34 protein-coding genes are annotated in these 24,174 nt (G+C 50.3%); 30 read left to right on the top strand and 4 right to left on the bottom strand.

Annotation, left to right across the window (positions count from 1 at the left end):
- Positions 1–148: 148 nt before the first annotated feature.
- From C1Y41_RS05840 to C1Y41_RS05830, 3 genes are read left to right on the top strand one after another with little or no spacing between them, the layout of a single operon-like run.
- Positions 149–892, top strand: a complete 744-nt coding sequence (locus tag C1Y41_RS05840) for a phage antirepressor KilAC domain-containing protein (protein ID WP_104085055.1) — start codon at positions 149–151, stop codon at positions 890–892.
- Positions 889–1,905, top strand: coding sequence for a DUF968 domain-containing protein (locus tag C1Y41_RS05835; RefSeq protein ID WP_104085054.1), 1,017 nt, complete (start codon positions 889–891; stop codon positions 1,903–1,905). Before C1Y41_RS05840 ends, C1Y41_RS05835 begins: the two co-directional genes overlap by 4 nt.
- A gap of 20 nt (positions 1,906–1,925) precedes the next feature.
- Entirely contained in the window at positions 1,926–2,285 is a 360-nt protein-coding gene (locus C1Y41_RS05830) for an antiterminator Q family protein (RefSeq protein ID WP_104085053.1), read from the top strand.
- A gap of 29 nt (positions 2,286–2,314) precedes the next feature.
- Here the strand turns inward: C1Y41_RS05830 and C1Y41_RS20010 are convergent, their stop codons facing one another.
- Both C1Y41_RS20010 and C1Y41_RS05820 read right to left on the bottom strand, forming a co-directional pair.
- Positions 2,315–2,758: a hypothetical protein gene (locus C1Y41_RS20010; RefSeq protein WP_158249865.1), complete on the bottom strand. Its 444-nt coding sequence runs from the start codon at positions 2,756–2,758 to the stop codon at positions 2,315–2,317.
- Between the two features lie 20 nt (positions 2,759–2,778).
- On the bottom strand, positions 2,779–3,708 hold the full coding sequence (locus tag C1Y41_RS05820; protein ID WP_104085051.1) for a DUF6731 family protein: 930 nt from the start codon (positions 3,706–3,708) through the stop codon (positions 2,779–2,781).
- A gap of 488 nt (positions 3,709–4,196) precedes the next feature.
- Here C1Y41_RS05820 and C1Y41_RS05815 point away from each other — a divergent pair, with 488 nt between their 5' ends.
- From C1Y41_RS05815 to C1Y41_RS05790, 6 genes are all read left to right on the top strand, one after another.
- Positions 4,197–4,448: a phage holin gene (locus C1Y41_RS05815; RefSeq protein ID WP_104085050.1), complete on the top strand. Its 252-nt coding sequence runs from the start codon at positions 4,197–4,199 to the stop codon at positions 4,446–4,448.
- Between the two features lie 2 nt (positions 4,449–4,450).
- Positions 4,451–4,954, top strand: coding sequence for a lysozyme (locus C1Y41_RS05810; protein WP_104085049.1), 504 nt, complete (start codon positions 4,451–4,453; stop codon positions 4,952–4,954).
- A complete protein-coding gene (locus C1Y41_RS05805) occupies positions 4,944–5,384 on the top strand; it encodes a lysis protein (RefSeq protein WP_104085048.1) in 441 nt (146 codons plus the stop codon). The genes C1Y41_RS05810 and C1Y41_RS05805 overlap by 11 nt, the downstream gene beginning before the upstream one ends.
- Positions 5,385–5,396: 12 nt before the next feature.
- Positions 5,397–5,678, top strand: a complete 282-nt coding sequence (locus tag C1Y41_RS05800) for a hypothetical protein (RefSeq protein WP_104085047.1) — start codon at positions 5,397–5,399, stop codon at positions 5,676–5,678.
- Positions 5,679–5,780: 102 nt separating this feature from the next.
- Positions 5,781–6,314, top strand: coding sequence for a hypothetical protein (locus C1Y41_RS05795; RefSeq protein ID WP_104085046.1), 534 nt, complete (start codon positions 5,781–5,783; stop codon positions 6,312–6,314).
- A 138-nt stretch (positions 6,315–6,452) separates the two neighbouring features.
- On the top strand, positions 6,453–7,910 hold the full coding sequence (locus tag C1Y41_RS05790; RefSeq protein ID WP_104085045.1) for a glycosyltransferase family 2 protein: 1,458 nt from the start codon (positions 6,453–6,455) through the stop codon (positions 7,908–7,910).
- Positions 7,911–7,952: 42 nt separating this feature from the next.
- Here the strand turns inward: C1Y41_RS05790 and C1Y41_RS05785 are convergent, their stop codons facing one another.
- A complete protein-coding gene (locus tag C1Y41_RS05785; protein ID WP_104085353.1) occupies positions 7,953–8,216 on the bottom strand; it encodes a DUF1883 domain-containing protein in 264 nt (87 codons plus the stop codon).
- 150 nt (positions 8,217–8,366) lie between these two features.
- On the opposite strand from C1Y41_RS05785, the gene C1Y41_RS05780 reads away from it, so the two are divergent.
- From C1Y41_RS05780 to C1Y41_RS05685, 21 genes are all read left to right on the top strand, one after another.
- Entirely contained in the window at positions 8,367–8,951 is a 585-nt protein-coding gene (locus tag C1Y41_RS05780; RefSeq protein WP_104085044.1) for a hypothetical protein, read from the top strand.
- The gene (locus C1Y41_RS05775; protein ID WP_104085043.1) at positions 8,944–9,294 is read left to right on the top strand and encodes an HNH endonuclease; all 351 of its coding nucleotides are present in this window, start codon (positions 8,944–8,946) and stop codon (positions 9,292–9,294) included. The genes C1Y41_RS05780 and C1Y41_RS05775 overlap by 8 nt, the downstream gene beginning before the upstream one ends.
- Positions 9,255–9,509, top strand: a complete 255-nt coding sequence (locus tag C1Y41_RS05770; RefSeq protein WP_233207415.1) for a hypothetical protein — start codon at positions 9,255–9,257, stop codon at positions 9,507–9,509. The genes C1Y41_RS05775 and C1Y41_RS05770 overlap by 40 nt, the downstream gene beginning before the upstream one ends.
- Before the next feature lie 160 nt (positions 9,510–9,669).
- Positions 9,670–10,167, top strand: a complete 498-nt coding sequence (locus C1Y41_RS05765) for a phage terminase small subunit P27 family (RefSeq protein WP_104085041.1) — start codon at positions 9,670–9,672, stop codon at positions 10,165–10,167.
- A 3-nt stretch (positions 10,168–10,170) separates the two neighbouring features.
- Positions 10,171–11,901: a terminase large subunit gene (locus C1Y41_RS05760; RefSeq protein ID WP_104085040.1), complete on the top strand. Its 1,731-nt coding sequence runs from the start codon at positions 10,171–10,173 to the stop codon at positions 11,899–11,901.
- Positions 11,901–13,205, top strand: coding sequence for a phage portal protein (locus C1Y41_RS05755; RefSeq protein WP_104085039.1), 1,305 nt, complete (start codon positions 11,901–11,903; stop codon positions 13,203–13,205). Before C1Y41_RS05760 ends, C1Y41_RS05755 begins: the two co-directional genes overlap by 1 nt.
- 8 nt (positions 13,206–13,213) lie before the next feature.
- Entirely contained in the window at positions 13,214–14,065 is an 852-nt protein-coding gene (locus C1Y41_RS05750; RefSeq protein ID WP_104085038.1) for a head maturation protease, ClpP-related, read from the top strand.
- Positions 14,066–14,075: 10 nt separating this feature from the next.
- The gene (locus C1Y41_RS05745) at positions 14,076–15,284 is read left to right on the top strand and encodes a phage major capsid protein (protein ID WP_104085037.1); all 1,209 of its coding nucleotides are present in this window, start codon (positions 14,076–14,078) and stop codon (positions 15,282–15,284) included.
- Positions 15,285–15,322: 38 nt separating this feature from the next.
- Positions 15,323–15,646, top strand: coding sequence for a head-tail connector protein (locus C1Y41_RS05740; protein WP_199181675.1), 324 nt, complete (start codon positions 15,323–15,325; stop codon positions 15,644–15,646).
- A gap of 62 nt (positions 15,647–15,708) precedes the next feature.
- Positions 15,709–15,894, top strand: a complete 186-nt coding sequence (locus C1Y41_RS20005; protein ID WP_158249864.1) for a hypothetical protein — start codon at positions 15,709–15,711, stop codon at positions 15,892–15,894.
- Positions 15,895–15,897: 3 nt separating this feature from the next.
- Positions 15,898–16,230 (top strand): phage head closure protein, encoded by a 333-nt coding sequence (locus C1Y41_RS05735; RefSeq protein WP_104085035.1) that lies wholly within the window; start codon positions 15,898–15,900, stop codon positions 16,228–16,230.
- A complete protein-coding gene (locus tag C1Y41_RS05730) occupies positions 16,223–16,708 on the top strand; it encodes an HK97-gp10 family putative phage morphogenesis protein (RefSeq protein ID WP_104085034.1) in 486 nt (161 codons plus the stop codon). The genes C1Y41_RS05735 and C1Y41_RS05730 overlap by 8 nt, the downstream gene beginning before the upstream one ends.
- Complete coding sequence (locus C1Y41_RS05725) at positions 16,705–17,070, top strand: DUF3168 domain-containing protein (RefSeq protein ID WP_104085033.1); 366 nt, start codon at positions 16,705–16,707, stop codon at positions 17,068–17,070. The genes C1Y41_RS05730 and C1Y41_RS05725 overlap by 4 nt, the downstream gene beginning before the upstream one ends.
- A 57-nt stretch (positions 17,071–17,127) precedes the next feature.
- Positions 17,128–17,610 (top strand): phage tail tube protein, encoded by a 483-nt coding sequence (locus C1Y41_RS05720; protein WP_104085032.1) that lies wholly within the window; start codon positions 17,128–17,130, stop codon positions 17,608–17,610.
- Between the two features lie 38 nt (positions 17,611–17,648).
- Positions 17,649–18,134, top strand: coding sequence for a phage tail assembly chaperone family protein, TAC (locus C1Y41_RS05715; RefSeq protein ID WP_104085031.1), 486 nt, complete (start codon positions 17,649–17,651; stop codon positions 18,132–18,134).
- 264 nt (positions 18,135–18,398) lie between these two features.
- On the top strand, positions 18,399–18,746 hold the full coding sequence (locus C1Y41_RS05710; RefSeq protein ID WP_104085030.1) for a hypothetical protein: 348 nt from the start codon (positions 18,399–18,401) through the stop codon (positions 18,744–18,746).
- A gap of 59 nt (positions 18,747–18,805) precedes the next feature.
- Complete coding sequence (locus C1Y41_RS05705) at positions 18,806–21,292, top strand: phage tail tape measure protein (protein ID WP_104085029.1); 2,487 nt, start codon at positions 18,806–18,808, stop codon at positions 21,290–21,292.
- A gap of 26 nt (positions 21,293–21,318) precedes the next feature.
- Complete coding sequence (locus tag C1Y41_RS05700; RefSeq protein WP_104085028.1) at positions 21,319–21,660, top strand: phage tail protein; 342 nt, start codon at positions 21,319–21,321, stop codon at positions 21,658–21,660.
- 52 nt (positions 21,661–21,712) lie between these two features.
- Complete coding sequence (locus tag C1Y41_RS05695; protein ID WP_104085027.1) at positions 21,713–22,450, top strand: phage minor tail protein L; 738 nt, start codon at positions 21,713–21,715, stop codon at positions 22,448–22,450.
- A 1-nt stretch (position 22,451) separates the two neighbouring features.
- Entirely contained in the window at positions 22,452–23,171 is a 720-nt protein-coding gene (locus C1Y41_RS05690; protein WP_104085026.1) for a C40 family peptidase, read from the top strand.
- Positions 23,164–23,778 carry a tail assembly protein gene (locus C1Y41_RS05685; protein WP_104085025.1) on the top strand — a complete coding sequence of 205 codons (615 nt, stop codon included), beginning with the start codon at positions 23,164–23,166 and terminating at the stop codon, positions 23,776–23,778. The genes C1Y41_RS05690 and C1Y41_RS05685 overlap by 8 nt, the downstream gene beginning before the upstream one ends.
- Before the next feature lie 3 nt (positions 23,779–23,781).
- Here C1Y41_RS05685 and C1Y41_RS05680 read toward each other — a convergent pair whose 3' ends face one another.
- A complete protein-coding gene (locus tag C1Y41_RS05680; protein ID WP_104085024.1) occupies positions 23,782–24,123 on the bottom strand; it encodes a YkvA family protein in 342 nt (113 codons plus the stop codon).
- Positions 24,124–24,174 lie beyond the last annotated feature (51 nt).

Here is a 24,174-nt window from a genome sequence, read left to right as displayed (position 1 = left end):
GGGTAACTGAATAATAGGCAAGATCAGGTCCAGTTGATATAGTTCGTGAGCGGCGCAGGGATGCAGCCCTGTCGCCGCAAAGGTTGGTCCCGTTCACGTGCAGGTGATGGGGCGGGGCCGGATACAAAAATCAGTGTGGAGATTACCTATGCATAACCAGATTGCTGGTGGCTCAGTGCCATCACGTCCTTTTGCGGCAATGCCCGGCATTAACAGCGCCGAGATAGCCCGTATGGTCGGAAAGCGTCATGACAACGTCAGGCGTACCATTGCAACGCTCATTCAGAATAGTGTTATTTCTTCTCCTCAAATTGAGGTTATCGAGGAAATCAATAACTTACGTTTACCCGTCCCACGTGAGGTTTTTGTTTTCTCAGGTGAAAAAGGCAAGCGTGACAGCATTATCGTTGTCGCTCAGCTCTCACCCGAATTTACTGCGCGTCTGGTTGATCGCTGGCAGGAGCTTGAGAGCGCGGTACCTAAACTAGTGCAAATTCCTCAGTCATTCGCCGAAGCTCTACGGCGGGCTGCTGAGCTGGAAGAAGAAAAAGAGCGCCTCCAGCTGCAATTGACTGAAGCAGCGACAAAGGTTGAGTTTGTTGACCGATATGTAACCGCGTCTGGCTCAATGACCTTCAGGCAGGTAGCGAAACTGCTTGAAGCGAAAGAGCCAGAACTGCGCCTGTTCCTGATAGAAAGCCACATCATGTATCGTTTGAATGGAACGCTTACCCTATACCATCAGCACACTGAGGCCGGGCGCTTTGAAGTCCGTACCGGTACCACAAACACCTCTAACTATGCATTCAGTCAGTCCCGGTTCACTGCAAAAGGCGTTCAGTGGATAGGTGGGCTATGGACGGCTTATAAAGCACGCCGGGGTGATGTGTGAGGGCACTCCTGACGCCAGAGATAGCCCCGCGCACCGGGATAGTAATCCTGAAGCCCGGCAGTGAGCTCATGAGCCTCTTTCGCGGTCGGGTACTGATCAGCATACCTGACGGCGATATGAGGGACCTGCCATCCGGCCGCATCAACAACACCTCACAGCCGCTTCTGGACGATAAGAGCCTGTCCGGCTTCTTCACCAGTGACAGGGTGATTGCTGCTGCTGGTGGCATGCCATCGCTGACAGGTTGGCTGGAAAGCGTTAACCACTGTCAGCACTCTACACCTGACGGTTATCACTACCATGAGCTGACGGCGCTGCCGGTGGCGAACGGCGCGATCAGAGTCTGCCATCATCATGATAATGAGCTGCGTGATAACGGTGTGCCGGCGGCGCTGGAGAAGGTGGCCACCGCCAATGTATCAGCGTGGATCATCAGCACCGCATGCAACCAGGTAGGACTAAGCCGTGAGCACATCATGACGCTGCCAGAGCTGTGCTGGTGGGCATCTATCAAAGGGGTTATCGATCTCATTCCCGAAGCGCCAGCGCGCCGCCTGCTGCGTCTGAAGAAAGAACCTGACCTGACGGGGACAATCAAAGAGGCTGCTATCAAGCCAGAGCGATCTGGTCAGGAAATCATTCAGGAGGCGGGAGAAGCTGTAAAGCAGGTAATTGGTCTGGCAGCTGACCCTGAATCACCAGAATCATATATGGCTCGCCCGAAGCGTAAGCGCTGGGTAAACGAGAAGTACACACGTTGGGTCAAAGCACAGCCCTGTGCATGCTGCAATAAGCCTGCAGACGACCCGCATCACATCATCGGACACGGACAGGGAGGTATGGGAACGAAAGCGCACGACTTATTTGTGATCCCGCTATGCAGAGCGCATCACGACGAGTTGCACCGCGACCCGGCAGCATTTGAGCAGAAATACGGTAGCCAGATTGAGCTGCTGTTCAGGTTCCTTGATCGCGCGATTGCAGTCGGTGTGATCGGGTCAGATAAAAAGTAAAAACTGTGTGGAGAGATAATATGCGTGACATGTCACTAATATTGGAGCGCTGGGCTGGTTGGGCGCGCTTAGGAAATAACAATATTGGCTACTCAACGATTGCTGCTGGTTTCAAAAGCTTAGTGGTAAATGAAGCAGGGAAAAATTTAACGTGCAGCGACGATGAAGGGTTATTGATTGATTCCTGTATGGCTAAGCTCAAAGAAAAACGCCCTGATGAATATCAAATCATCGTGGAATATTATCTTTTTAATATATCCAAGAGAAAAATAGCGAAGAAATTAAAGTGCGATGAAAAGCTTATAAGAATAAAGGTTAGCATGGGTGAGGGATTTTTAGATGGCTGTTTGTCATGGGTAGACCATGGCTTAAACATCTAATGTGTAAAGCAGGCAATAGCCTGCTTTTTTCAGAGGTGAGGTATTATCCAGTTTATTTTTCTCCAAGTGCCAATAAATGATATGATGGACACTATTAAATTAGATAGCCCAAGTAATACCATGGCAAAATCCAAGCGGAGTGATTTTACAAGCACTGTTTCTGGTATAAACATAGATATAATTGAAAAGACACATGCGAAAATAAGTGTCGTACCAGTGGTTAATAATGTGCTGATTAGTTTTGGTAGTATATTTGTTGCTTTTAATGAGCTGACAATACCATTAGGGTTAGAACCGGCGGAACTGAAAATAGAAATTGCGGCTAACACAAACCCAAAAAGTATACCAGCAACAGTAGACATTACGCCAGCTACGGTGAGAATCTCTACATGTGGCATTGGATTTGAAATATAATAAATCACACACATCAATATGGCGCTAAAAATTATATTTTTTATCACTTTAGCCTTCATAGTCTTCCCTTAAGCTCGGCTTACAGTTCGTATTGGTTCAAGTACTCTTGATTTTCAATTTTAGCACCTATTAACGCAGTGCGCACATCGTTGAAATCAGCATAGCCGTTTATAGTTCTAACATGCTTTTCAGCGATAAGAACCTGGTCTAGTAGACTTTTGGTTTTTACGTCGGATGGTTGGGTGACATTGGCCTTTTTGACTAAAAAAGGAACTTTTTCGATGAGTTCTTTTATGCCCGACTTAACTTCGTCCGATAGGTAGCCTCGTACCAATTTTTTGGTAGAAGCTCTTCCTCTTAGAGTCAGTTTTAAATGAGAGCCGCCCATGCCAGCCATCATTTCAATCATGCTTTTTGAAAAAGAATTAGACAAATCATAATCGGTTGCATTGAATTTCCTTGGTGCTGCTAAAGCAATATCGCAACTCCTCAGGATGCTACCTGTTTCCAATAACTCTTTTACACTATCTTTTTTCCATATTGCCTCGAAAGCAACTGGCTTACTTACATCAGAATGTTGAAAAAGGATAAGGGATAAATCAGAGTCCTTCGGGCCTAAATGATTTTGAGATAAAATCAAAAGGTCTTTCTTGTAATAATATAAAAAATAAGTACGTTCAACTATGTATTTTTTATCATCAAGAAGTATGTTGTGCTCAGCCCAGTTTTCATCACCAATATAAGGAAGGTGAAATCCATCCCGAGAGCATGAAATATAACCGTAATAAAAATCGGCATCAGTATCTTTGTTTAGAAAAACTAACTTTAACTTTTTCTTATCAGAGTTGGTAGTATACCAATTGCTGGTAGGAGTTACTGTTTTTGTATATAAATTCTCGAAGGCAAGTTGAGCATTTGAAACATTCAATTTTGTGCCAGATGAGCTGGTATAGAAGCCTATACGCATTTTTTTTAGATTGTTGTTTGATGCATTACTGTTCACGACCATGTGACAACCCCACCTAAATTATTGAATTTAAAAGTTAACTTTGTTTAATGCTAATGTGCTTGATCTTAATTGGTCTAATGTACCAAAAAAAATTAGCGCGGTCCGCAAAAAGTATCGTAATGTGATAAGAGTCGTTTCTTTGCTCAACCACTTAAGCCATAAATGAGGTTAAGTTTAGGAAGCTTGCTCCACACAATCCCAAAGGCGTTCTGGCATGGCTGGCTCATAACCCAAACCATGCGGGACTGCATATCCCTACGCGCCTTTCATATTGTGCTGAATGGCATTACTAAATAAACCCTGTGGCTGACGGGCCATGTAATTACCGCGTAATGCGTCAGGGTCACATAACAGAAGGTCGCCATGAGCGGCCTTTTTTCGTTTTTGCGCCCGGCCAATCAACACCAGATGACTCTTACCAGATATGGTCGAGGCGCAATTTTTATTTATGACTACAGACAGCACCGACCGTAATCGCGGAGGTGAGCATGAGTATCAACCATATGAGCAAATTAGCTTCGGGAGCGGCATACGGCGCGGCAGGCTCTGCCGTAGCAAATGGCGTGTTAACGAGACTCAGCCCGGATGAATGGAGTGCTGTTGGTGTTATCGCCGGTATTGTTCTGGCGCTGATGACATTTGCCATCAATGCCTATTTCAAAAGGAAAGTTTCTCTGGCGCAGATTAGGGCACTGGAGCAGCGCGGCTACATCGCATCCGATCAGCTGGGAGAGGAATAACAATGGCTATGTCAGCCAGCTTGCGTAACAAACTTATTGCCGCAGCGGGCGGCGGCTCCATGCTTATTGCCTCGCTATTTATTGGTGGCAAAGATGGGGTAGAGGGCCGTGTTTATGAGCCCTACAAAGATGTTGCTGGAGTCTTGACCGTCTGCGATGGACACACGGGCAACGACATTATTAAGGGCAGAAAATATACCGACCGGGAATGTGATCGCTTGTTATGGAATGACCTGCAGCCGGTAAAAAAGGTGGTAGATAGCTTGGTCAAGGTGCCGCTGAATGAATACCAGCGCGCATCGCTTTACAGCTTCACTTACAACGTTGGTGCTTCGGCATTTTCAAAATCAACGTTGCTGAAGAAGCTGAATCAGGGTGATCAAACTGGCGCTTGTGAAGAGTTACGCCGCTGGGTGTATGCCGGCGGTATGAAGTGGCGCGGCCTGATGAATCGTCGTGATATGGAGCGCTCTATGTGCTTGGCGGACGGCCCAAATGGCATTTAGTGGCAGAACATTGATCATCGGAGCCATGCTGATAGTGCTGATTGCAGTTTGCTATATAGCAGATCGCTATCACGACAAATATATAACAGCCAGTGATCTGGCTACTCAGCGCCAGCAGACCATTGACGACATGCAGGCGCGTCAGCGGGATGTGGCCGCCCTTGATGCGAAATATACACAGGAGTTAGCTGATGCTCAGGCGAGTATTGATCAGCTTGAACGTGATGTTGCTACTGGCAAGCGCCGGTTGCAGCTCAACGCCAAATGCCCAGCGATCAACACCACCAGCACCGCCAGCGTGGATGATGCAGCCAGCGCCGGACTTACTGACGCCGCTGAACGGGATTATTTCACCCTCAGAAGCCGAATCGAGTTCGCTGGAAAGCAAATAGCCGGTTTGCAGCAGTACATCAATGAGCAATGCAAATAACCAGAGGTAAGCATGAGCGAAGCTAAACCGCAGGATGGCACCACGATTAAGGGATACCGCACGCTGGATCAGAAAGAAATTGAAGATATGGACGATCTCAAGAACGTCAGCCGTGAGTTTTATCAGTTGCTGGAAAAGCAAAAAGCGTGGGTGCAGGACAAATTATCTGTAACAGGCAACCATTCAGCTGAAGCTCACGAAGCGGGCCGCTGCCTGTCAATTGCTCGCACCAAAATGCAGGAGGCGTGCATGTGGGCATGTCGTGCGGTTGCACGCCCTGATGCAGACTGCTAAAGAATCCAACGGTTAACCAAACAGTAAATCTCTGAAAAACTGATTTAGCTTTCTCACTTATTCTCACCAATGTAAAATGAACCTTCTTTAAAAGGAGGTTTTATGGTCAGTACATGGGGAACTGTTTGTGTTGGTATTATAAGCTCGCTTTCAGCATTAATAGCTTGCTGGATGGCCAATAGTGCAGCTGAAGCAAGGATGAACAAGCAGCTTGAGATTGAAAGACAGAAAGATTGGCATCAGGTAAGGATAAGCAAAGCGGAAGAAGTATATGCATCACTTCTAAAGTATAAAAACTTTGTTTTTAACACGCATATGGATTGGATAGCGCTTGCATCAGGAGAGCAAACGTTAGAATCAATAATTCAGAATATCAAAAATAGACCTGAAAATGATGCTGATATGATGATGGCTCGTTTAGGCGTTTATTTTCCCAAGCTGCTCCCTGACTTCAAACAAGCTAAAGAAATAAACAAGCCAGCAAATCAATGTTACTTTCTTCTTTCAGAGGGAAAAGATATTGATGATGATAAAAGAAAGGAAATGTTGAGGACTATTTTTCATGTGGATGAAGAATTTTGTGCGGCAATGGATGGGCTTCTCGTTAAGTTAAGCCGTGAGGTTGCTCAAGTCTAACCGCCCAAGTGGCGGTTTTATTTTATTCTGAAAATTGCATTCTCAGAGTTCAATTTTCAGAATAAATATAATGAATTATCCGCTATTGGTTTCACCATTGCCGTGCATCTATCACGTATACCCAGCAGGAAATTCTAAATGGACGTAATCATTGATGGTGTGCGCTACGCACCTACGGGTGATCACGCCTGCAGGATTGGTATTGCTATCAGCACACATAATCGTCATGAAGTGCTGCAGCACGCTTTGGAACATCACTTAAAGCATCTGCCGGCCGGTGCGCTGGTTGTCGTGATTGATGACGGTTCAGCCATACCAGTGACCGTGTCTGATGAAATAATGGTTATTCGCTGTGAAGAATCGCGTGGCATTGTTGCAGCTAAGAACGCCAGCCTTGAGGCGTTGATAGATGTAGGGTGTGAGCACCTTTTCCTGTGGGACGATGACGCATGGCCTGTCGCTGGTGGATGGGAGCGTCCATATATCGAATCCCCCGAGCTCCATCTGGCATATCAGTTTCAGGACTTCGCCACCGGCCAAAAGCTTAATGACATTGCGGTACTGTACCGGGACGACAAGCATATAGCCTATACCGGGCAGCGCGGCGTAATGCTTTACTATCATCGCAGCGCTATTGAAAAGGTAGGCGGCTTTGATCCTGTTTATCAGCGTGGCATGTATGAGCATTCAGATTTAGCGTTGCGCATTCATAACGCTGGGCTGACCAGTTGGGCATTCGCTGATGTGGTCGGGTCAGATAAGCTGATTTACTCGCTTGATGAACACCAGGCGGTAGAGCGATCAGTACTAAAGCCTGACCGTGAGGCGCAGGTTAAGCGAAATGTCACCATTCACAATGCCCGCCGGGATGCTGGTTACACCGGCTACGCAGAGTATCGGCAGCAACGTAACGCAGTAATTACCACGCTGCTAACCAGCCAGCCCGACCCACAGCGCGGCGCAAAGATGCCGGCATCACCTCAGGTACTGGATAAGTGGGCTGCATCGGTAAAAGGCGGTGAGGCGGTTGTGCTGGCGGATGAACTGAATACCGCGCCAGCAGGCGCATCGCTGGTGGCTGTTCCTGATGTACAGATGAATGTCTACTTCAGGCGCTGGTTGCATATCTGGCAGTACCTGCGCGATCACCCTGAGCATCAATACGTCTGGTGTACCGATGGCACTGACGTTGAGATGCTGCATGCGCCGTGGGAAGAGATGGAGTCAGGGCGGATATATGTTGGCTCAGAGCCAAAGACATACGCAGACGCCTGGGCTAAACAGAATCACCCCGAGGCTATCTATCAGGCTTTCCTCGCTGACTACCAGCATGACGTAATGCTCAATGCTGGCCTGCTGGGCGGCTCACGTGCTGACGTAATGGCGATAGCGCACGGCATTGTACGGCTTTATTACCACATTGAGTCACTGCGGTTCTGGCATAAAGAGAAAGCCGCCGCAGCAGTCGGGGACATGATCGCCTTTGGCATTGTGGCGCATCGATATGCTGACAGGCTGGTGACCGGCCCGCGCGTTCATACGGTATTTAAGACGGACGGCATCGGTAAAGAATTTGCTTGGTGGAAACATAAATAGGAGAAGGGGCTAAATTTCAGCCCCTTGTAACGCCAATTTTCATCAGCTTATATATTGGATCGAATGCTGAATCCTTGCTGAGTGCCCAGGCGGCAACGCTAAAACAACATTCCAGTTTCCAGTTGATGGGACTGAAATATTTGCAGGAAAGCGTGTATAGAACCCGCCATATGTTCTACAGCTTTCACCTCTTCTGTACTTGTTAAAGTTAGTGTCGTCCATCACCAGAACGTTTATCTGGTGTGAGCACTTCACTGAAACAACTGTTCCTGCCTGTAGATATTTTTTGTCATGCAGAAAAGACATGTAGTTTCCTTTCCCAGAGGTAATCAGCCATCCCTCATTGCTGTGTGCGTCTGTGCCCAAAACACGGACGGGCTGAATACTCAACATATCCTTATATGTAAATCAGCAAAATCCTGATATTCGATCAGTGGTTTTAGGTGCATAAGGTCTATGGAAACCAAATTTATAGTGGTCGGGCATCACACCCGCCGCATGCAGGCAGAACAGCTGGCGTTGTTACTGAGCGGACACCTGCTGATTGATGAAGGCCAACACGGCGCGAACTGGAATCACCGCCGGGCTATTGCGTGGGCCAGCGAGCAGAGCTGCAGAGTTGTGATTGTTGAAGATGATGCGCTACCTGTTGCTGAATTTATTCGGGTGGTGCCGCAATGGCTCACACGCTTCCCTGAAGATATGGTGAGTTTCTATCTGGGTACCGGCAGGCCGCCTCAGTATCAGCTTGAGATAGCCACCAAGCTTATTGACGCCGATAAGCGCCAGGCAGACTACATCACCATCAACAGGCTGATTCATGGCGTCTGCTACAGCGTGCCGGCGCATAAGCTGCAGCAGGTCCTGAGCAGATGGAACTGCGGTTCGCCAGCTGACTATGCAGTCAGCGATGCCTGCGGAGGCGCAGTGATTTATCCATGCTATTCGCTGGTGGATCATGCTGACGATTCTCCGGTAGAGCAGCACCCTGACAGCACACCGCGAACAGAACGCCGCAGGGCGTGGAGGTTGCATGCCTGAGCGTATTCCAAGAGCGTGCCGCAAACGTGGCTGCGCAAAGACAACTACTGACCGTTCAGGCTACTGTCCTGACCATGTCAATGAGGGCTGGCAACAGCATCAGGCAGGTAAGAGCCGGCATGAGCGAGGATATGGCAGTCAGTGGGATATCAGGCGTGCGCGCATTCTGACCCGCGATAAGCACCTGTGCCAGAAGTGCAAGCGCGATGGCAGGGCTGCAGCGGCAAAGACTGTCGATCACATCACTCCCAAAGCACATGGGGGTACCGATGAAGACAGCAACCTTCAGGCATTGTGCTGGTCATGTCACAAGCGCAAGACAGCAACGGAGAGACTCAAATGAGGCAGAAGCGCGTTCAGCTCGCACATATCTATCGAGGCAAGACTTTCATCGGTTATGGCATAGCAGTTGATGGCGAGCTGTTGAGCCAACAGCTGAGCACCACCATTGGCACCGACGCAGCCAGCCGACCGGCAATCACCGCCGTCTTCAATCTTGATGCGGAAATGAACGAGAATCCAGTGCGCATCGACCTGAATGATAATAGTTCGCAATAGATGTCTCATTTGACATTTATTCTCATTAAGTGGGGAGGGCGGGTCAAGAGTTCAGGGCTTTAGACCTAAAGGACCGCCGCCTAGCTTTTTTTCACACCGCCGCAGGTTAGAAACTTTTTTTTGGGGTTCCCTGACCAGGCATTAATAGGAGTTTTTGATTATGCCCGGACCGCCGAAAACCCCGACTCATCTGGCTTTAGTGAAGGGTAACCCTTCCAAACGCGCTGTTAACAAAAACGAACCGAAACCGCCCTCAGGGGTTCCCCCCACGCCAAAGCATTTTGACAAGATGGGGAAGTACTGGTTTAAGCGCATTGGCGAAGAGCTGGACGCGGTCGGCGTACTGACGACGCTGGACGGTCGAGCGCTTGAGTTACTGATCGAGGCTTATACCGAATACCGTCACCACTGCGAAACGCTGGACCGTGAGGGTTACACTTATGCGGTCTATAGCGAAGAGGAGCCTGATGAAGATCAGGAGCGTGAGATCAGAATGATAAAGCCGCATCCGGCAGCAGCTATGAAAGCCGATGCGTGGAAGCGTATAAGAGCGATGCTTGCCGAATTCGGCATGACCCCGGCCAGCCGCTCTAAGGTTGGTGTAAAAGGCCCGGCAGAAGCCGACCCACTGGATGAATTTCTTAAAAAGCGCAAATGATGAATGGCAACTGTTCAGGCTGGTATCCAGTACGCAGAGCGCGTGCTGTCTGGCGAGATAGTTGCTGGCGAACTGGTGCGTCTCGCGTGCCAGCGTTTTCTCAATGATTTAGAGCATGGGCCAGAGCGCGGTATCTACTTCAGCGAGGACCGCGCCCAGCATATTCTCGACTTCTACAACTTTATTCCCCACGTCAAAGGGGGGCTGGCGGGCAAGCCTATTGAGCTCATGCCCTGGCATATCTTCATCCTGATAAATCTGTTCGGGTTCACTATTCCGCTTATCGACGAGATGACCGGCGAACAGGTTTATGACGACGATGGTGATCCGGTTATGGTCCGCCGTTTCCGCACCGCCTACAACGAAGTGGCACGTAAGAACGCCAAATCGACGGTTTCATCCGGTATCGGGCTATATATGACCGGTGCGGATGGTGAGGGCGGCGCAGAGGTTTACTCAGCAGCCACAACCCGCGATCAGGCGCGCATTGTGTTTGATGATGCCAAAAACATGATTAAGAAAGCCCCCCGCACGCTGGGTCGTCTGTTTGGTCACGTGAAGCTGAACATCCATCAGGAGAGGACAGCATCTAAGTTTGAGCCACTTTCCAGCGATGCGAACAACCTGGACGGTCTCAACATCCACTGCGGCATAGTCGACGAGCTTCATGCACACCGTACGCGTGACGTGTGGGACGTTCTTGAAACAGCGACCGGAGCGCGCCTCCAGTCTTTACTTTTCGCCATCACAACGGCTGGAACGAATAAAGAGGGCATCTGCTTTGAGCAGCGTGACTACGCCATCAAGGTGCTGCGCGGCGTGGTGGATGACGACACTTATTTTGCAGTGGTTTACACGCTTGATGAAGATGACGATCCCTTTGATGAGGCCAACTGGCCGAAAGCAAATCCGGGGCTGGGTGTCTGTAAGCGCTGGGACGATATGCGCCGCCTGGCAAAAAAGGCGAAAGAGCAAATTGCAGCCCGGCCAAACTTTTTTACCAAACACCTCAATATCTGGGTCACTGCTGAAAGCGCCTGGATGGATATGGATCGCTGGTCAAAAATGCCTGCCATAGGAGCCGCAGAAGAACGAAAAGCCTGGCCGCTTTGGGTCGGCGTCGATTTGGCAAACAAGATTGATATCTGTGCTGCAGTCAAGGCGTGGCGCGATCCATCCGGTGAAACGCATATGGAAGGGCGATTCTGGTTGCCAGAGGGGCGGCTGGAAACGGCACCGGCGCATATAGCTGAGTTGTATCGTAAATGGGCTGACGCCGGGCATCTTGAGCTGACTGACGGCGATGTCATCGATCACGCCATGATCAAGGCTGACATTGTGGAATGGGTTAAAGGCGACAATATCAAAGAAATTGCGTTTGACCCGTGGAGTGCGGTGCAGTTCAGCCTGTCACTGGCTGAAGAGGGCCTGCCACTGGTGGAAGTGCCTCAGACTGTCAAAAACCTGTCTGAATCCATGAAATCAGTGCAGGCAGAGATTTACGGCAGCAAGTTTCACCATGATGAAAATCCGGTCATGGCCTGGATGATGTCAAACGTCACGGTCAGACTGGACAAAAACGACAACATCTTTCCCAACAAAAGCACGCCGGAAAACAAAATTGATGGCCCGGTTGCGCTGTTTACGGCCAAGAGCCGCATGCTGGTTAACGGCGGAAACGATGCTCAGGACCTGAGCGGCTTCTTTGATTCTCCGATAATGATAGGTTTCTGATGAAAAAGAATAAGCAGCCTGGAAAGGTAAAAAGCGCACTGCTGAACTGGCTGGGTGTACCTATCAGCCTGACAACGGGAACATTCTGGGAGGAGTGGTTTGGTACCAGCAGCAGCGGGCAGGTGGTCACAGCTGATAAAGCTATGCGTCTGTCAGCCGTGTGGGCATGCGTCAGGCTTTTGAGTGAGTCCGTTTCAACCTTGCCGCTGAAGGTTTACGAGCGGCAGGCAGACGGATCGCGTAAAGCAGCAACGAATCACCCGGCCTATGCTGTGCTGTGCCGGAGGCCCAACGGGGAGATGACACCATCACGTTTTATGCTGATGGTAGTCGCCAGCATCTGTCTGCGCGGTAACGCATTCGTAGAAAAGAAGTACATTGGCAATAAGCTGGTTTCACTGATTCCGCTTTTGCCACAAAACATGGTCGTTAAGCGGCTTGATAGCGGAGCGCTGGAATACACATACACCGAAAGCAAGCAGAAGCGCGTTATCCCTCTCAAAAACATTATGCACATTCGCGGGTTCGGGCTGGATGGCGTCTGCGGCATGATGCCCATGATGACTGGTCGGGACGTGATCGGTGCGGCGCTGGCGGTTGAACACTCTGCAGCAAAAATATTTGAGAACGGTATTCAGAGTTCCGGGTTCCTCTCTTCAGAAACCGCTCTGAACGAAGAGCAGCGTGAACGCCTGCGCAGATACATGCAGAACTTTACCAGCTCAAAGAACGCCGGAAAGATAATGGTGCTCGAGGGCGGCATGAAGTATCAGGGCGTCACCATGAACCCTGACGATGCGCAGATGCTGGAAAGCCGCTCATTCAGCATTGAAGAAATCTGCCGCTGGTTCCGCGTGCCGCCGTTTATGGTTGGGCATGCCGACAAACAGAGCAGCTGGGCCTCAAGCGTTGAGGGGATGAACCTGCAGTTTTTGACCAATACCCTGCGGCCACTGCTGGTAAATATCGAACAGGAGATATCGCGCTGCCTGCTGGATGGTGATGACGATCTGTTTGCTGAATTCTCAGTAGAGGGCCTGCTTCGGGCAGACAGTGCTGGCCGATCTGCATACTACACGACCGCGCTGCAGAACGGCTGGATGTCGCGTAATGACGTGCGCCGGCTGGAAAATCTACCGCCCATTGATGGTGGTGATATCTATACGGTTCAGCTGAACCTGACGCCGCTCGATCAGCTGCGTGAAAACAACGTTGGCGCTCAGGCCAGCAATATCATGAAGCTTCACGCCTTTCTTTTCCCGGACATTCCTCCGGAGCAGTCACCGCTCAAGAAAGCGGCTTAGGAGAACCAATGAAGAAAATAAACACTCTTCCGGCGGCGCCGGAGGGGCGGCTTTCTGCGTCCGGAAAACGTGATTTGCCAGCCGCTGCCATTGATCGCTGGGATGGAAGCATTCGCGCCGCTGCGCAGTCAGGCGAAAACACCATCACCATTTTTGATGTCATCGGTGAGGACTGGTGGGGCGATGGTGTGAGCGCAAACCGCATTGCCGCCGCTCTGCGCTCACTCGGCGGGAGTAATGTGACAGTTCACATTAACTCGCCGGGCGGAGACATGTTTGAAGGGCTCGCCATTTATAACCTTCTGCGCGAATACCAGGGGAAAGTGACGGTTAAGGTGTTGGGGCTTGCAGCCTCTGCAGCCTCAATCATCGCAATGGCCGGAGACGAAGTCCAGATAGGCCGCGGTGCTTTTCTGATGATCCACAACGCATGGATTGTGGCCGCCGGCAACCGGAACGACTTCCGGGAGTACGCCGATTATCTGGAGCCGTTTGATAAAGCAATGGCTGATATCTATGCCGCCCGCTCAGGTATGCCGGTGGAAGAAATTCAGTCGCTGATGGACAAAGAGTCCTTTATCGGCGGTGGCGACTCTGTTGCAAAAGGCCTGGCCGATGGGCTGCTCTCGTCTGATGAAATCACCAGTGACGATGAAAGTCCCGCAGCGGCTATCCGCAAAATCGATGCATTTCTGGCGAAGGGCGGCATGCCGCGCTCAGAACGCCGGAAGCACCTGAAAGCTTTGGGCAGCATGCCGGGCGCTGCTGCCAAAGAGAACGACAAGCCGGGCGCTGTCGAAGAAGTAAATCCTGAAGTAATTAACTCCCTCAAATCTGCGCTGGCGTCGCTCGGCGAATAAGGAAAAGAACATGTCTCAAGTAAACGAACTTCTGCAGCAGGTATCGGCCAAGCTGGAAAAGGTTTCATCAGAATTCAGTCAGAAAGCTGATGATGCGCTGGAGCAAGCCCGTAAATCCGGCACTCTTTCAACTGAAACCAAAAATGCCGTGGATAAGATTGCAACCGAACATAACGTGCTGAATGAAGCCTTGAAAACGCTGAAAGCGTCTGTGGGTGATCTGGAGCAGCACGTTGCCAGCATGCCGCTGAACGCGGCTAAAGATATTGTGCAGTCGGTAGGCCAGCAGCTGGTTTCTGCTGAAGTGATGAAAGATATCCGCTCCAGCATGGAGGGCGGCAAGCGTCTGAGCATCCCGGTTAAATCGGAACTGACCACTGTTGACGTTCCGGGGCAAATCATCGCACCTCAGCGCCTGCCGGGCATCGATCAGACTCCAAAGCAGCGCCTCTTCATTCGCGACTTAATTGCGCCAGGGCGCACGCAGTCAAACACGATCTATTACGTGAAGCAGACCGGCTTCACCAACAATGCAGCAGTCGTAGCGGAAAATACCACGAAGCCTTACAGCGAAATTTCTTTTGCTGAAGAGACCACACCGGTACGCACCATCGCGCACATGTTCAAAGCATCTAAACAGATTCTGGACGATTTTGCGCAGCTGCAATCCACTGTAGATGCAGAAATGCGTTACGGCCTGAAGTATGTTGAAGAACAGGAGATTCTCTTTGGTGACGGTACCGGCGCGCATCTGAAAGGCATCATCCCTCAGTCTGTCGCTTTTAATCCGGCTTTCGCTGTAGAAAAGCAGTCCGGTATTGATGTGCTGCGTCTGGCTATGCTGCAGGCTCAGCTGGCGCGCTTCCCGGCATCCGGTCACGTCCTGCACTTCACCGACTGGGCTCGAATTGAGCTGACCAAAGACGAACTGGGTCGCTACATCCTGGCGAACCCGGCGCAACTTACCACGCCGACTCTGTGGGGCCTGCCTGTTGTGGCAACTGAAGCCGCTCAGTTCCTGGGTAAATTCCTGACCGGCGCGTTCAACTCTGGCGCTCAGATTTTTGACCGTGAAGATGCGAACGTTGTTATCTCCACTGAGAACGCCGACGACTTTGAGAAAAACATGATCTCAATTCGCTGTGAAGAGCGTCTGGCGCTGGCGGTATATCGCCCTGAAGCGTTTGTATTTGGCTCACTGACAGGTGCTGGCAGCTAATCATCAGAGCGGCCTTAGGGCCGCTATTTGAGGTAATCATGATCGAGCTTATGACGGTCAAAACTCACTGTCGTATCGATGATGACGACACCAGTGAAGATGACCTGCTTACTATCTATATCGGCGCGGCAAAGCGGCATGTGGAGACTTTTACCCGCAGAACGCTATATGCCACTAACACCGACCCCGGTTATGAAAGCGACGAGGACCGGCTGTTACTGGATGATGATGTGCGTACAGCGATGCTGTTGCTGGCGGGCCACTGGTTCGCTAATCGCGAAGCTGTATCCGATAAATCGCTAAGCGAAATTCCCTTGGCTGTAAACGCGTTACTGCAGCCTTACGTGATTTATGGGGTCTGATATGGCTTGCAAAGGCTGCGCTGCTCGTCGTGAGTGGTTCAAGAGATGGAGTCGAATTGCATATGAACGAGCAACAGGTAAGCGAATTACTTCAAGCAATGAGCGCTCAGACAAAAGCGATAAGCCGCTTGGCTGACTCTAATGAAGCGCTGGCGGCTGTCATGTATCAGGTTTTTTCGGAAGAGATCGATCAGGCCAGCAGTGAGATGCCTGCTCCAAGCTACCTGAACGGAAAGGCGCGGGGGTGACTGATGCAAGCTGGAAGACTCAGACATCGCGTTACCCTTCAGCGTGCTGTTAAAACTCAAAGCCCTGTAACTGGAGCTGCATTAACAACATGGGAGACAGTGGCAATAATTCGTGCAGAAGTTGCTGCAGCATCTGCCAGAGAATTTGTGGCGGCTATGGCATCACAAAGTGAGGTTACAACCCGCATCACAATCCGTTATCGCGAGGGCATAAGCAGCCGTGATCGCATCCTTTTTCGGAACAGAATTTATAACATTGAGGGTGTGCTGCCCGATCCCGAAAGCGGCCGCGTTTACCTTACTCTTCCGTGCTCAGAAGGGGTTAACGATGGCTGATGGTGTTGAATTCTCGCTGACCGGTCTGGATGATCTTTTGGGTAAGCTTGAGGGCGTAAGTGACGATCTGAGGAAGAAGGGAGGGCGGGCAGCGCTCAGGCGTGCAAGCAACATCATTGCTGATAAAGCAAGGTCCAATGCCCGGCGTTTTGACGATCCACAAACAGGGCGAAGCGTGGCCGACAATATAGCCGTTCGCTGGAATGGAAAGTTTTTCAAGCGCACTGGTGATCTTGGTTTTAAGGTCGGCGTTCAATACGGAGCAAAACTGAGCAGGCACCCTGACAAAGCTGTTAATTCACCGACCCCGCACTGGCGGCTGCTTGAATTTGGCACAGAGCATATGGCGGCGCGGCCTTTTATGCGTCCGGCAGCGGATTCCAGCGCTGGTATTGCAATCGATACGTTTGTAACCGAATACGGTAAATCTCTGGATCGCGCTATTGCCCGCGCCCGTAAGAAAGGAGTGCCGCCATGATTGCTCCCATTTTCCCTGTGTGTGCGGCCAGTGAGGCTGTAAATGCACTGATAGGAGGTGAGAGGCTCAGGCTATACCCGTTTGGTCTTCAGGATGACAATGTAATCTATCCATACGCGGTCTGGCAAAACGTGGGCGGTGAGCCTGAGAACTATCTGAACCAGCGGCCTGACGTAGATTCATTTGCTTTGCAGGTGGACATTTTTACCAATACGCCCGACGAGGCGATTGCAGTTGCAACGGCTCTTCGCGACGCCATTGAGCCTCATGCCCACATTGTCCGATGGGGGAGTCAGAGCCGTGACAGTGAAACAAAACGCTACCGCTATTCCTTCGACGTTGATTGGATAGTGCCTCGCTGAAACCCAGTTGATTAACCCGCCGGCCATGAGCCGGTTTTTTTATGTCCGGAGATAACTATGTCTGTACTTTCGCAGGGCACACAACTTTACGGCCTTATCCGTGGCGTTGTTCATGAAATTGAATGCATCACCTCATTCAATCCGGGGAGCAGCCCGGCAGATCAGATTGAGGATACTTGCCTCAGTGAAAAAAACACGCGCACTTATCAAAAAGGATTGCGCACGCCGGGCCAGGCTTCGGTGACAGTGAATGCAGACCCAGATAATGAATCGCATTATCTGTTCTGGCAGCTTGCTGAGATGGATGAATATGCCAACGACATTATTCAGTGGGTTATTGGCTGGTCTGATGGCGAATCAATGCCAACTGTAAGCGATGGTGAAATGGTACTGCCGCCTGACCGTACCTGGTATACCTTTCAGGCGTATGTCAGCGACTTCCCATTTGATTTTCAGGCTAACTCAGTCGTTTCTACTGCAGCAACAATGCAACGCAGTGGCCGCGGTGTCTGGATTCGCAAATCGGGCGCGGGCTCTTAATCTTAAGGGGCTGCGGCCCCGCCTCACACAGGTTAATTATGAAACTGTCACTTGAAGAACTGAAAAAAGCTGGTGCTTTTACCGGGCGTCCGGTTGAGAAGCAAATTTCCTGGAAGCAGGGGGATGCAGAACTTAGCGCCACGATCTTTGTGCGCCCAATGGGGTACCACACGGCCACATCTGATGTGCTGGCAATGGGCGGAAAAGTCGACGGTGTTGCTGGTCGCATAGCAGCATCAATCTGCGATGAAGAGGGTAAGCCAGTCTTTACGCCTGCGGACATTACCGGTGAAGCCGATCCCGAGCGCGGCTCCCTTGATGGTGCGCTGACCATCGCACTGCTGGTGGCGATTCAGGAAGTTAACGATCTGGGAAAGACTTCGAGCTCAGTGCCGAAGACGAATTCTGGTGCGAACTCGTCCTTAACGGCATCGGCGGACGAACTATTGCCGAAGCACGCGAGTGCATCAGCTTCAGAGAGTCCCAAATCTGGGCCAGATTCCGTGAGCGTTTCGGAAGCCTGAATCCGATGATGCGGATGGAATGGGGTGCTGGAGTAATAGCGAGTACCATTGCTAACGTCAATCGTGACGGGAAAACCCCTCCATTCAGCCCGACTGACTTCACTCAGCATTTTACCCAGGTAAAGCAAACGGCAGAGCCTATATCACTTCAAAATGCGATGGCAGAGTGGTCGTAAAAATTAAGTAAGCAGGAGCATTCTTTCTTTCATTTACAACGTAACAGCATTAGGATTTATCCCATCCACTACTAATGGGAATAGGGATATGAAGAAGCTTATAAGCTTGCTGATAACTGCGTTAGTTCTTACAGGATGCGTATCTAAATCCATTAATGATGTAAGGGAAACAGGAGAACATGTAACGCTAGAGTCTAAGCGGGACGTGGATGAGGTATCCCGATGCATCCTTTATAAATGGCAAAACAAGAAAGATATTTTTGGTGGGGTTTTTGGCGCTAATATGCAGCCGTTGCCTAATGGAAACACCATATACGTCGACGGCAATATGTTTATAGCCGACGTTACAAAAAAAGCGGAAAACAAAACTCAGGTTGAATTACATTTAATAAACCTGAGAAATGGCTGGGTTGAGCTCACAAAAACCTGCTTATAAAATTATTGCCAGATAAACCACAGACCCCGCATAGCGGGGTTTTTTATTGCGGAGAATTTATGGCATCTCGTTCACTTGGCACTCTAACGATAGACCTGATTGCAAAAGTGGGTGGCTTCGTTTCTGGTATGGACCGAGCTGAAAGGGCTTCTGCAGATTGGTCCCGACAGGTTAGAGAGGATACGGCTGCCATATCTGCATCTATTGCATCAGTTGGGATAGCCATGCAGGCTGCAGCTATCACTGCAGGGACTGCAGGATTTGCATTGCTGAAATCAACATCTGAGCAAATCAATGCTGTAGACCAGTGGGCGCGTTCACTTAAAATTTCAACACAAGAACTGCTTGCTTGGCAGTATGCTGCTGAAAATGCCGGGGTGGCCGGTGATAACATGGCCGATATATTTAAGGACCTCAGCGACAAAATCGGTGATGCCATCCTTAATAAATCTGGTGACGCTGTAGATGCTCTGGATGCGCTCGGCCTGTCAGCGGAAAAGCTTTCAAAAGCGTCCCCTGATAAGCAAATGCTGGCAATTGGCGAAGCATTATCAAAAATAAGCACTAATGCCGGGAAAATAACAATCCTTGAAAGTTTAGGGAATGACCTTTCAAAGCTCCTGCCGCTTTTTGATAACAATAACGCGAAGCTCAAAGAGTTTATACAGCAGGCAAAAGATTACGGCATTGCGCCTGACCAGCAATCAATTGATGACCTGATTAAAGTAAATGACCTTTTTCAGGATATGGAGGATCAGGTACAAGGCCTCAAAATGGAGATAGCTGCGGGCCTTGCACATGTTGACCTGAGCCCATTAAATAATTCGCTATCAGATATAAAAGAGGTGCTGACAGACCCTAAGGTGTTACAGGGGATTGCAAACCTTGTAAGTGAGGTGGCGCAGCTTGCCGGTTGGCTTATAAAAGCTGCAGCAGGAGCAGGAAAGCTCGCCGCATCGTCTGGAAACCGCATGGCAGCGCTTGGAAATAAGGTGGATTTGAATAATCCTGACCAGGTACAGGCGCGTATCGACTACCTCAATAGCACTTTGAGCGGCAGGTCTGATGGAATGTACGGCGGAAGCCAAACATTCGTCGGCTGGATTTTGGGGAAAGAAGATAGCCTGAAATCTGTTTCTGATGAAATTGCAGGCTTAAATAACCGGCTTGCAGAGCTTAAGAAGAGTAAAAAGGAATTAGCCATTCCGCCCACAGTCAACAGTGATACAGCATCATCGCTTCTGGGCTTCGATTTGGGAGAAGGTGAGACCAACGGTAAACCCCCAAAGCCGAAAAAAGATACAGCCGCTGCAAAACTGGATTCAGCTTTCAAAGCTGTTGAGCGCAATTACATGCGCCAGATTGAGCTTATTGATACTACCGGAAAAAAAACCAATGTAGTGACCGAGCAGCAAAAACTGCAGTTTGATATTGCTGATGGCAAATTACAGGGTCTCAACGATACGCAGAAAAAGCGTCTTGAACTGCTGGCATCGGAAGTTGACCGCCTTAACGCAGTGAAAAAGGCCAATGAAGAGAATGCTAAAGTGGCCGCGTTTGTCGCTAATCTCCAGGCGCAGAACAGTAACGCTCAGTCGTCACTAAATATCGATGTGCAGGGCGCTGGGCTTGGCGATAAGGCGCGTCAGCGCATGAAAGAGCGTCTGGATATAGAGCGCGATTACCTCGATCAACAGCGCGCTCTTCAAACGCAGTATCAATCAGGCGACATATCAAAAGCTGTTTACGATCGCGAAACCAGCGCGCTGAAAGCAGCCATGTCTGAACGCCTGAATATTCAGGAGGACTATTACAAAAGCATGGACGCCATGCAGTCTGACTGGATGAGTGGTGTCAGTGATGGCCTGGCCGACTGGCTTGATACATCCTCAGACTATTCCTCCTCAGCAGCAAATATTATCAGTAGTAGCATGGATAGCGCTCTGGATAACGTGGCTGATATGTTAATGGGGAATAAAGCCAGCTGGAAAGACTGGGCAACATCTATTCTCGGCATGATCACTAAAGTGGGATTGCAGATGGCCGCTGCAAACCTCGTTAGCGGCATAGCCAGCTCTGTGGGAGGAGCATTTGGTAGTGCCGCTACCGGGGGGGCATCCTCAACCGCCGGAAATGCGTTCGATAATGGCGCTTACAGCAACCTAACGCTGAACGCGAAAGGTGGTGTTTACGAGTCTCACGACCTCAGTAAATACAGTGGTTCCATTGTAAGTTCGCCAACACTTTTTGCTTTTGCAAAAGGAGCTGGACTGATGGGTGAGGCAGGGCCCGAAGCTATTATGCCGCTAACGCGTGCAGCTGATGGATCGTTGGGTGTCCGCGCTTTAGGAAGCAGTGGTGGCAGCAGCGGGCTTACGGTCTCGGTTAGTGCGCCAGTTAATATAGCTGGTGGTGGCGCTGGCGAAACAAACACTGCGAATACGACAGCTGCAGCGAAGCAATTGCAGGGCATGATAGAAAAAACCATTAACGATTGGGCAAAAAGCCAAATGTCTCCGGGTGGTGTGCTTTACCGGCCTGGCTAATTGCGATAACTAAATTTGGATAGATCATGGCAATCGATGAATTTAGCTGGTGCGTCAGAACGGGGGCAGCGGAAGAGCTGACTGTGTCGACGCTGGAGGCGCAGTTTGGCGACGGCTATAAACAGGTGGCCAGCACCGGCATCAACAGCGCACGTGAGTCATGGCCGGTATCCTGCAGCGGCAATAAAAATGAAATGGCACAGGTAAGGGCGTTTTTGAAATCTCATGTCACCTCGTCGTGCTGGTGGGTTAATCCGTGGGGTGAGCGTAAGCTCTACCGCGTCAAAGCTGATTCAATCCGGCCCAGCTTCGTTAACGGTAATTTTGTTGAAATTGCTTTTACGCTCGAGCAGGCTTTTGCACCGTGACATGTCACAAGATAACAGGGGCGCATATGCGCCCTTTTTTATTGGGTGAAATATGAGTTTTTTGCAGGATATACAGCAGCTGGAGCCGGGCAGCTTGGTTCAGCTGATTGAGGTGGATGGCACTGATTTTGGCATGGATACCGTACTCCGCTTTCATGCCTACAACATTTCGGCAGAGGGATGGGAATCATTTGCAGCGGACAACCTGCCATCAATTATCTGGCAGGGAAAGGAGTACGATCCGCATCCTTATGAGCTGTCAGGGCTTGAGATGACCAGCTCAGGCTCACAGCCAACCCCGAAACTATCTGTCAGCAATGTGGGAAACTTTGTCGCCGCTCTTTGCCTGCAGTTCGATGATCTGGTTAAAGCCAAAGTGAAGATTCACACCACGATGGCAAAGTACCTGGATGCAGCAAACTGGACGGCAGGAAACCCCAGCGCAAACCCGCAGGAAGAGCGCGTGCAGCTTTTTTACGTGAACGCGAAAACGGCTGAGAACCGTTCAGTGGTTGAATTTGAGCTGTGTTCCCCGTTCGACATCCAGAGCCTGCAGCTACCATCCCGGCAAATTACGCCGGTATGTACCTGGTGCATGCGTGGCTGGTACCGCACCGGCACCGGATGCGACTACGCGGGAAACCGATATTTTACCAAAGACGGCACGCCAACAACTGATCCGTCCAAAGATGTTTGCGGCGGCCGTCTGGCTGACTGTAAGCAGCGTTTTGGCGAAACACAGCCGCTTTCTTTCGGTGGATTCCCGGCGGCTAACCTTCAGGGCAAATAATATGCGTGAAAAGCTTTTGACTGCGATACGTGAGCACGTGGCCGCTGAATATCCAAATGAAGCGTGCGGACTGGTTGTTCAGTCCGGGCGAGTCCAGAAATATATCCCCTGTACCAATACTTCAGAGTCACCAGCCGAGCAGTTTGTGATAGCGCCGGAAGAAAAACGGGCCGCTGAGAAGCAGGGCGCTATTCTGATGGTGATTCATTCGCACCCTGATGTGCCGCAGCTCATACCGTCCGAAAGAGATCGGGTGCTGTGCGATTACTCCGGCGTTGAGTGGGGAATCATGTCATGGCCGGACGGCGATTTCTGTACCATCAGCCCGCGCGGCGACCGGGAACTGGTGGGACGGCAGTGGGTGCTGGGCTATGCAGATTGCTGGACACTAATCATGGACTACTACCGGCAGGAGCATGGGATCACACTCAATAACTGGTCAGTAGATTATGAGTGGTGGCTGGACGGCAGCGAGAACCGCTATGACGATAACTGGCAGGCCGAGGGCTTTGCAGAAGTTGAGCCGGATGATATGCGTGAGGGTGACATGATTATGATGCGTATCCAGTCGCGGGTAACAAATCACGCAGCAATTTATCTGGGCAAAAACCTGATGCTTCACCATAACCAGGGCAATCTTTCAACGCGGATACCGTACGGGGATTATTGGCGCAATCGCACCGTGCGGATTGTTCGTCGTAAGGAGCTGATCGATGCTTAAAACAATGCGGCTGAAAGGTCTGATGGCTAAAAAATTCGGGCGAGTACATCAGTTTCATGTTGCTGACCTGCGCGAGCTGCTGCGGGCCATGTGCTCTCAGGTGCCTGGCTTTAAAAAATATGTCTCTAACGCGCACCTCAGCGGCGTGCGCTTCGCTTTTTTTAGTGGCAAAGAAAACATCGGCATTCAGGAGTTCGATATGTGCTCTTCTGAAAGTGAATTTGAGATGGAGCCGGTGCTGGAAGGAGCAAAGCGCGGCGGCATGCTGCAGATAGTGATCGGTGCCGTTGCGCTGGTGGCCGCTTACTTTACCGCTGGCGCATCTCTTACGGCTATTGGCCTGAGTGCATCTACTGCTACAGGTGTGACTACTGCGCTGACAGGGCTGGGTATCAGCATGATGCTGGGCGGCGTGGTACAAATGCTGACACCGCAGCCCAAATATAACCCTGGAGCATCGTCCAGTACAGACAACAAGCCGAACTATGCCTTTGGCGCACCGGTTAACACAGTTGCAATGGGTTACCCGGTGCCGGTGCTGTACGGCCAGCGTGAGATAGGCGGAGCCATTATCAGCGCTGGCAGCTTTACCAGTGATCAACAGTAATTATTAGTCAAACCAGGCAGACATTTTTTCGCTTGCTTGTGCTTTAACATTGTCATCGATATACATCGAAACAGCAGCCAATGAACCTGCAAGCACGCCCAAATCATCTGAAAAACCAACTACAGGTATTGCATCCGGTACTGCATCGATAGGTAAAACAAAATATGCAAGGGCAGCATAAATTGTTGTTTTAGCCCAAATCGGGGTATCAGGTCTTTGTGCAGCGAAATAAAGCCAGAGTGCTTTCTCTACGACTTCGCTCCCTGCCTTTTTTGCGTATTTAACAATTTTCGACCAAAAACCATCATCGTTGAAATCGTTAGCGGTAGTGAACTTATTTTCCATGTTTCTCTCCTGAATTTAATCGCAATCGATCATCGGCAGTTAATCGCCAGA

The organism is Pantoea sp. ICBG 1758, from assembly GCF_002928325.1.
GTDB classification, from domain to species: domain Bacteria; phylum Pseudomonadota; class Gammaproteobacteria; order Enterobacterales; family Enterobacteriaceae; genus Pantoea; species Pantoea eucrina.
This window is presented reverse-complemented; position numbering and strand designations above follow the sequence as displayed.

Excerpts from the sequence above, each read along its gene's own strand:
- C1Y41_RS05840 (WP_104085055.1), top strand. The coding sequence starts at position 149 with ATGCATAACCAGATTGCTGGTGGCTCAGTGCCATCACGTCCTTTTGCG.
- C1Y41_RS05830 (WP_104085053.1), top strand. The coding sequence starts at position 1,926 with ATGCGTGACATGTCACTAATATTGGAGCGCTGGGCTGGTTGGGCGCGC.
- C1Y41_RS20010 (WP_158249865.1), bottom strand. The coding sequence starts at position 2,758 with ATGAAGGCTAAAGTGATAAAAAATATAATTTTTAGCGCCATATTGATG.
- C1Y41_RS05820 (WP_104085051.1), bottom strand. The coding sequence starts at position 3,708 with ATGGTCGTGAACAGTAATGCATCAAACAACAATCTAAAAAAAATGCGT.
- C1Y41_RS05815 (WP_104085050.1), top strand. The coding sequence starts at position 4,197 with ATGAGTATCAACCATATGAGCAAATTAGCTTCGGGAGCGGCATACGGC.
- C1Y41_RS05810 (WP_104085049.1), top strand. The coding sequence starts at position 4,451 with ATGGCTATGTCAGCCAGCTTGCGTAACAAACTTATTGCCGCAGCGGGC.
- C1Y41_RS05805 (WP_104085048.1), top strand. The coding sequence starts at position 4,944 with ATGGCATTTAGTGGCAGAACATTGATCATCGGAGCCATGCTGATAGTG.
- C1Y41_RS05800 (WP_104085047.1), top strand. The coding sequence starts at position 5,397 with ATGAGCGAAGCTAAACCGCAGGATGGCACCACGATTAAGGGATACCGC.
- C1Y41_RS05795 (WP_104085046.1), top strand. The coding sequence starts at position 5,781 with ATGGTCAGTACATGGGGAACTGTTTGTGTTGGTATTATAAGCTCGCTT.
- C1Y41_RS05790 (WP_104085045.1), top strand. The coding sequence starts at position 6,453 with ATGGACGTAATCATTGATGGTGTGCGCTACGCACCTACGGGTGATCAC.
- C1Y41_RS05785 (WP_104085353.1), bottom strand. The coding sequence starts at position 8,216 with ATGTCTTTTCTGCATGACAAAAAATATCTACAGGCAGGAACAGTTGTT.
- C1Y41_RS05780 (WP_104085044.1), top strand. The coding sequence starts at position 8,367 with ATGGAAACCAAATTTATAGTGGTCGGGCATCACACCCGCCGCATGCAG.
- C1Y41_RS05775 (WP_104085043.1), top strand. The coding sequence starts at position 8,944 with ATGCCTGAGCGTATTCCAAGAGCGTGCCGCAAACGTGGCTGCGCAAAG.
- C1Y41_RS05770 (WP_233207415.1), top strand. The coding sequence starts at position 9,255 with ATGTCACAAGCGCAAGACAGCAACGGAGAGACTCAAATGAGGCAGAAG.
- C1Y41_RS05765 (WP_104085041.1), top strand. The coding sequence starts at position 9,670 with ATGCCCGGACCGCCGAAAACCCCGACTCATCTGGCTTTAGTGAAGGGT.
- C1Y41_RS05760 (WP_104085040.1), top strand. The coding sequence starts at position 10,171 with ATGGCAACTGTTCAGGCTGGTATCCAGTACGCAGAGCGCGTGCTGTCT.
- C1Y41_RS05755 (WP_104085039.1), top strand. The coding sequence starts at position 11,901 with ATGAAAAAGAATAAGCAGCCTGGAAAGGTAAAAAGCGCACTGCTGAAC.
- C1Y41_RS05750 (WP_104085038.1), top strand. The coding sequence starts at position 13,214 with ATGAAGAAAATAAACACTCTTCCGGCGGCGCCGGAGGGGCGGCTTTCT.
- C1Y41_RS05745 (WP_104085037.1), top strand. The coding sequence starts at position 14,076 with ATGTCTCAAGTAAACGAACTTCTGCAGCAGGTATCGGCCAAGCTGGAA.
- C1Y41_RS05740 (WP_199181675.1), top strand. The coding sequence starts at position 15,323 with ATGATCGAGCTTATGACGGTCAAAACTCACTGTCGTATCGATGATGAC.
- C1Y41_RS20005 (WP_158249864.1), top strand. The coding sequence starts at position 15,709 with ATGAACGAGCAACAGGTAAGCGAATTACTTCAAGCAATGAGCGCTCAG.
- C1Y41_RS05735 (WP_104085035.1), top strand. The coding sequence starts at position 15,898 with ATGCAAGCTGGAAGACTCAGACATCGCGTTACCCTTCAGCGTGCTGTT.
- C1Y41_RS05730 (WP_104085034.1), top strand. The coding sequence starts at position 16,223 with ATGGCTGATGGTGTTGAATTCTCGCTGACCGGTCTGGATGATCTTTTG.
- C1Y41_RS05725 (WP_104085033.1), top strand. The coding sequence starts at position 16,705 with ATGATTGCTCCCATTTTCCCTGTGTGTGCGGCCAGTGAGGCTGTAAAT.
- C1Y41_RS05720 (WP_104085032.1), top strand. The coding sequence starts at position 17,128 with ATGTCTGTACTTTCGCAGGGCACACAACTTTACGGCCTTATCCGTGGC.
- C1Y41_RS05715 (WP_104085031.1), top strand. The coding sequence starts at position 17,649 with ATGAAACTGTCACTTGAAGAACTGAAAAAAGCTGGTGCTTTTACCGGG.
- C1Y41_RS05710 (WP_104085030.1), top strand. The coding sequence starts at position 18,399 with ATGAAGAAGCTTATAAGCTTGCTGATAACTGCGTTAGTTCTTACAGGA.
- C1Y41_RS05705 (WP_104085029.1), top strand. The coding sequence starts at position 18,806 with ATGGCATCTCGTTCACTTGGCACTCTAACGATAGACCTGATTGCAAAA.
- C1Y41_RS05700 (WP_104085028.1), top strand. The coding sequence starts at position 21,319 with ATGGCAATCGATGAATTTAGCTGGTGCGTCAGAACGGGGGCAGCGGAA.
- C1Y41_RS05695 (WP_104085027.1), top strand. The coding sequence starts at position 21,713 with ATGAGTTTTTTGCAGGATATACAGCAGCTGGAGCCGGGCAGCTTGGTT.
- C1Y41_RS05690 (WP_104085026.1), top strand. The coding sequence starts at position 22,452 with ATGCGTGAAAAGCTTTTGACTGCGATACGTGAGCACGTGGCCGCTGAA.
- C1Y41_RS05685 (WP_104085025.1), top strand. The coding sequence starts at position 23,164 with ATGCTTAAAACAATGCGGCTGAAAGGTCTGATGGCTAAAAAATTCGGG.
- C1Y41_RS05680 (WP_104085024.1), bottom strand. The coding sequence starts at position 24,123 with ATGGAAAATAAGTTCACTACCGCTAACGATTTCAACGATGATGGTTTT.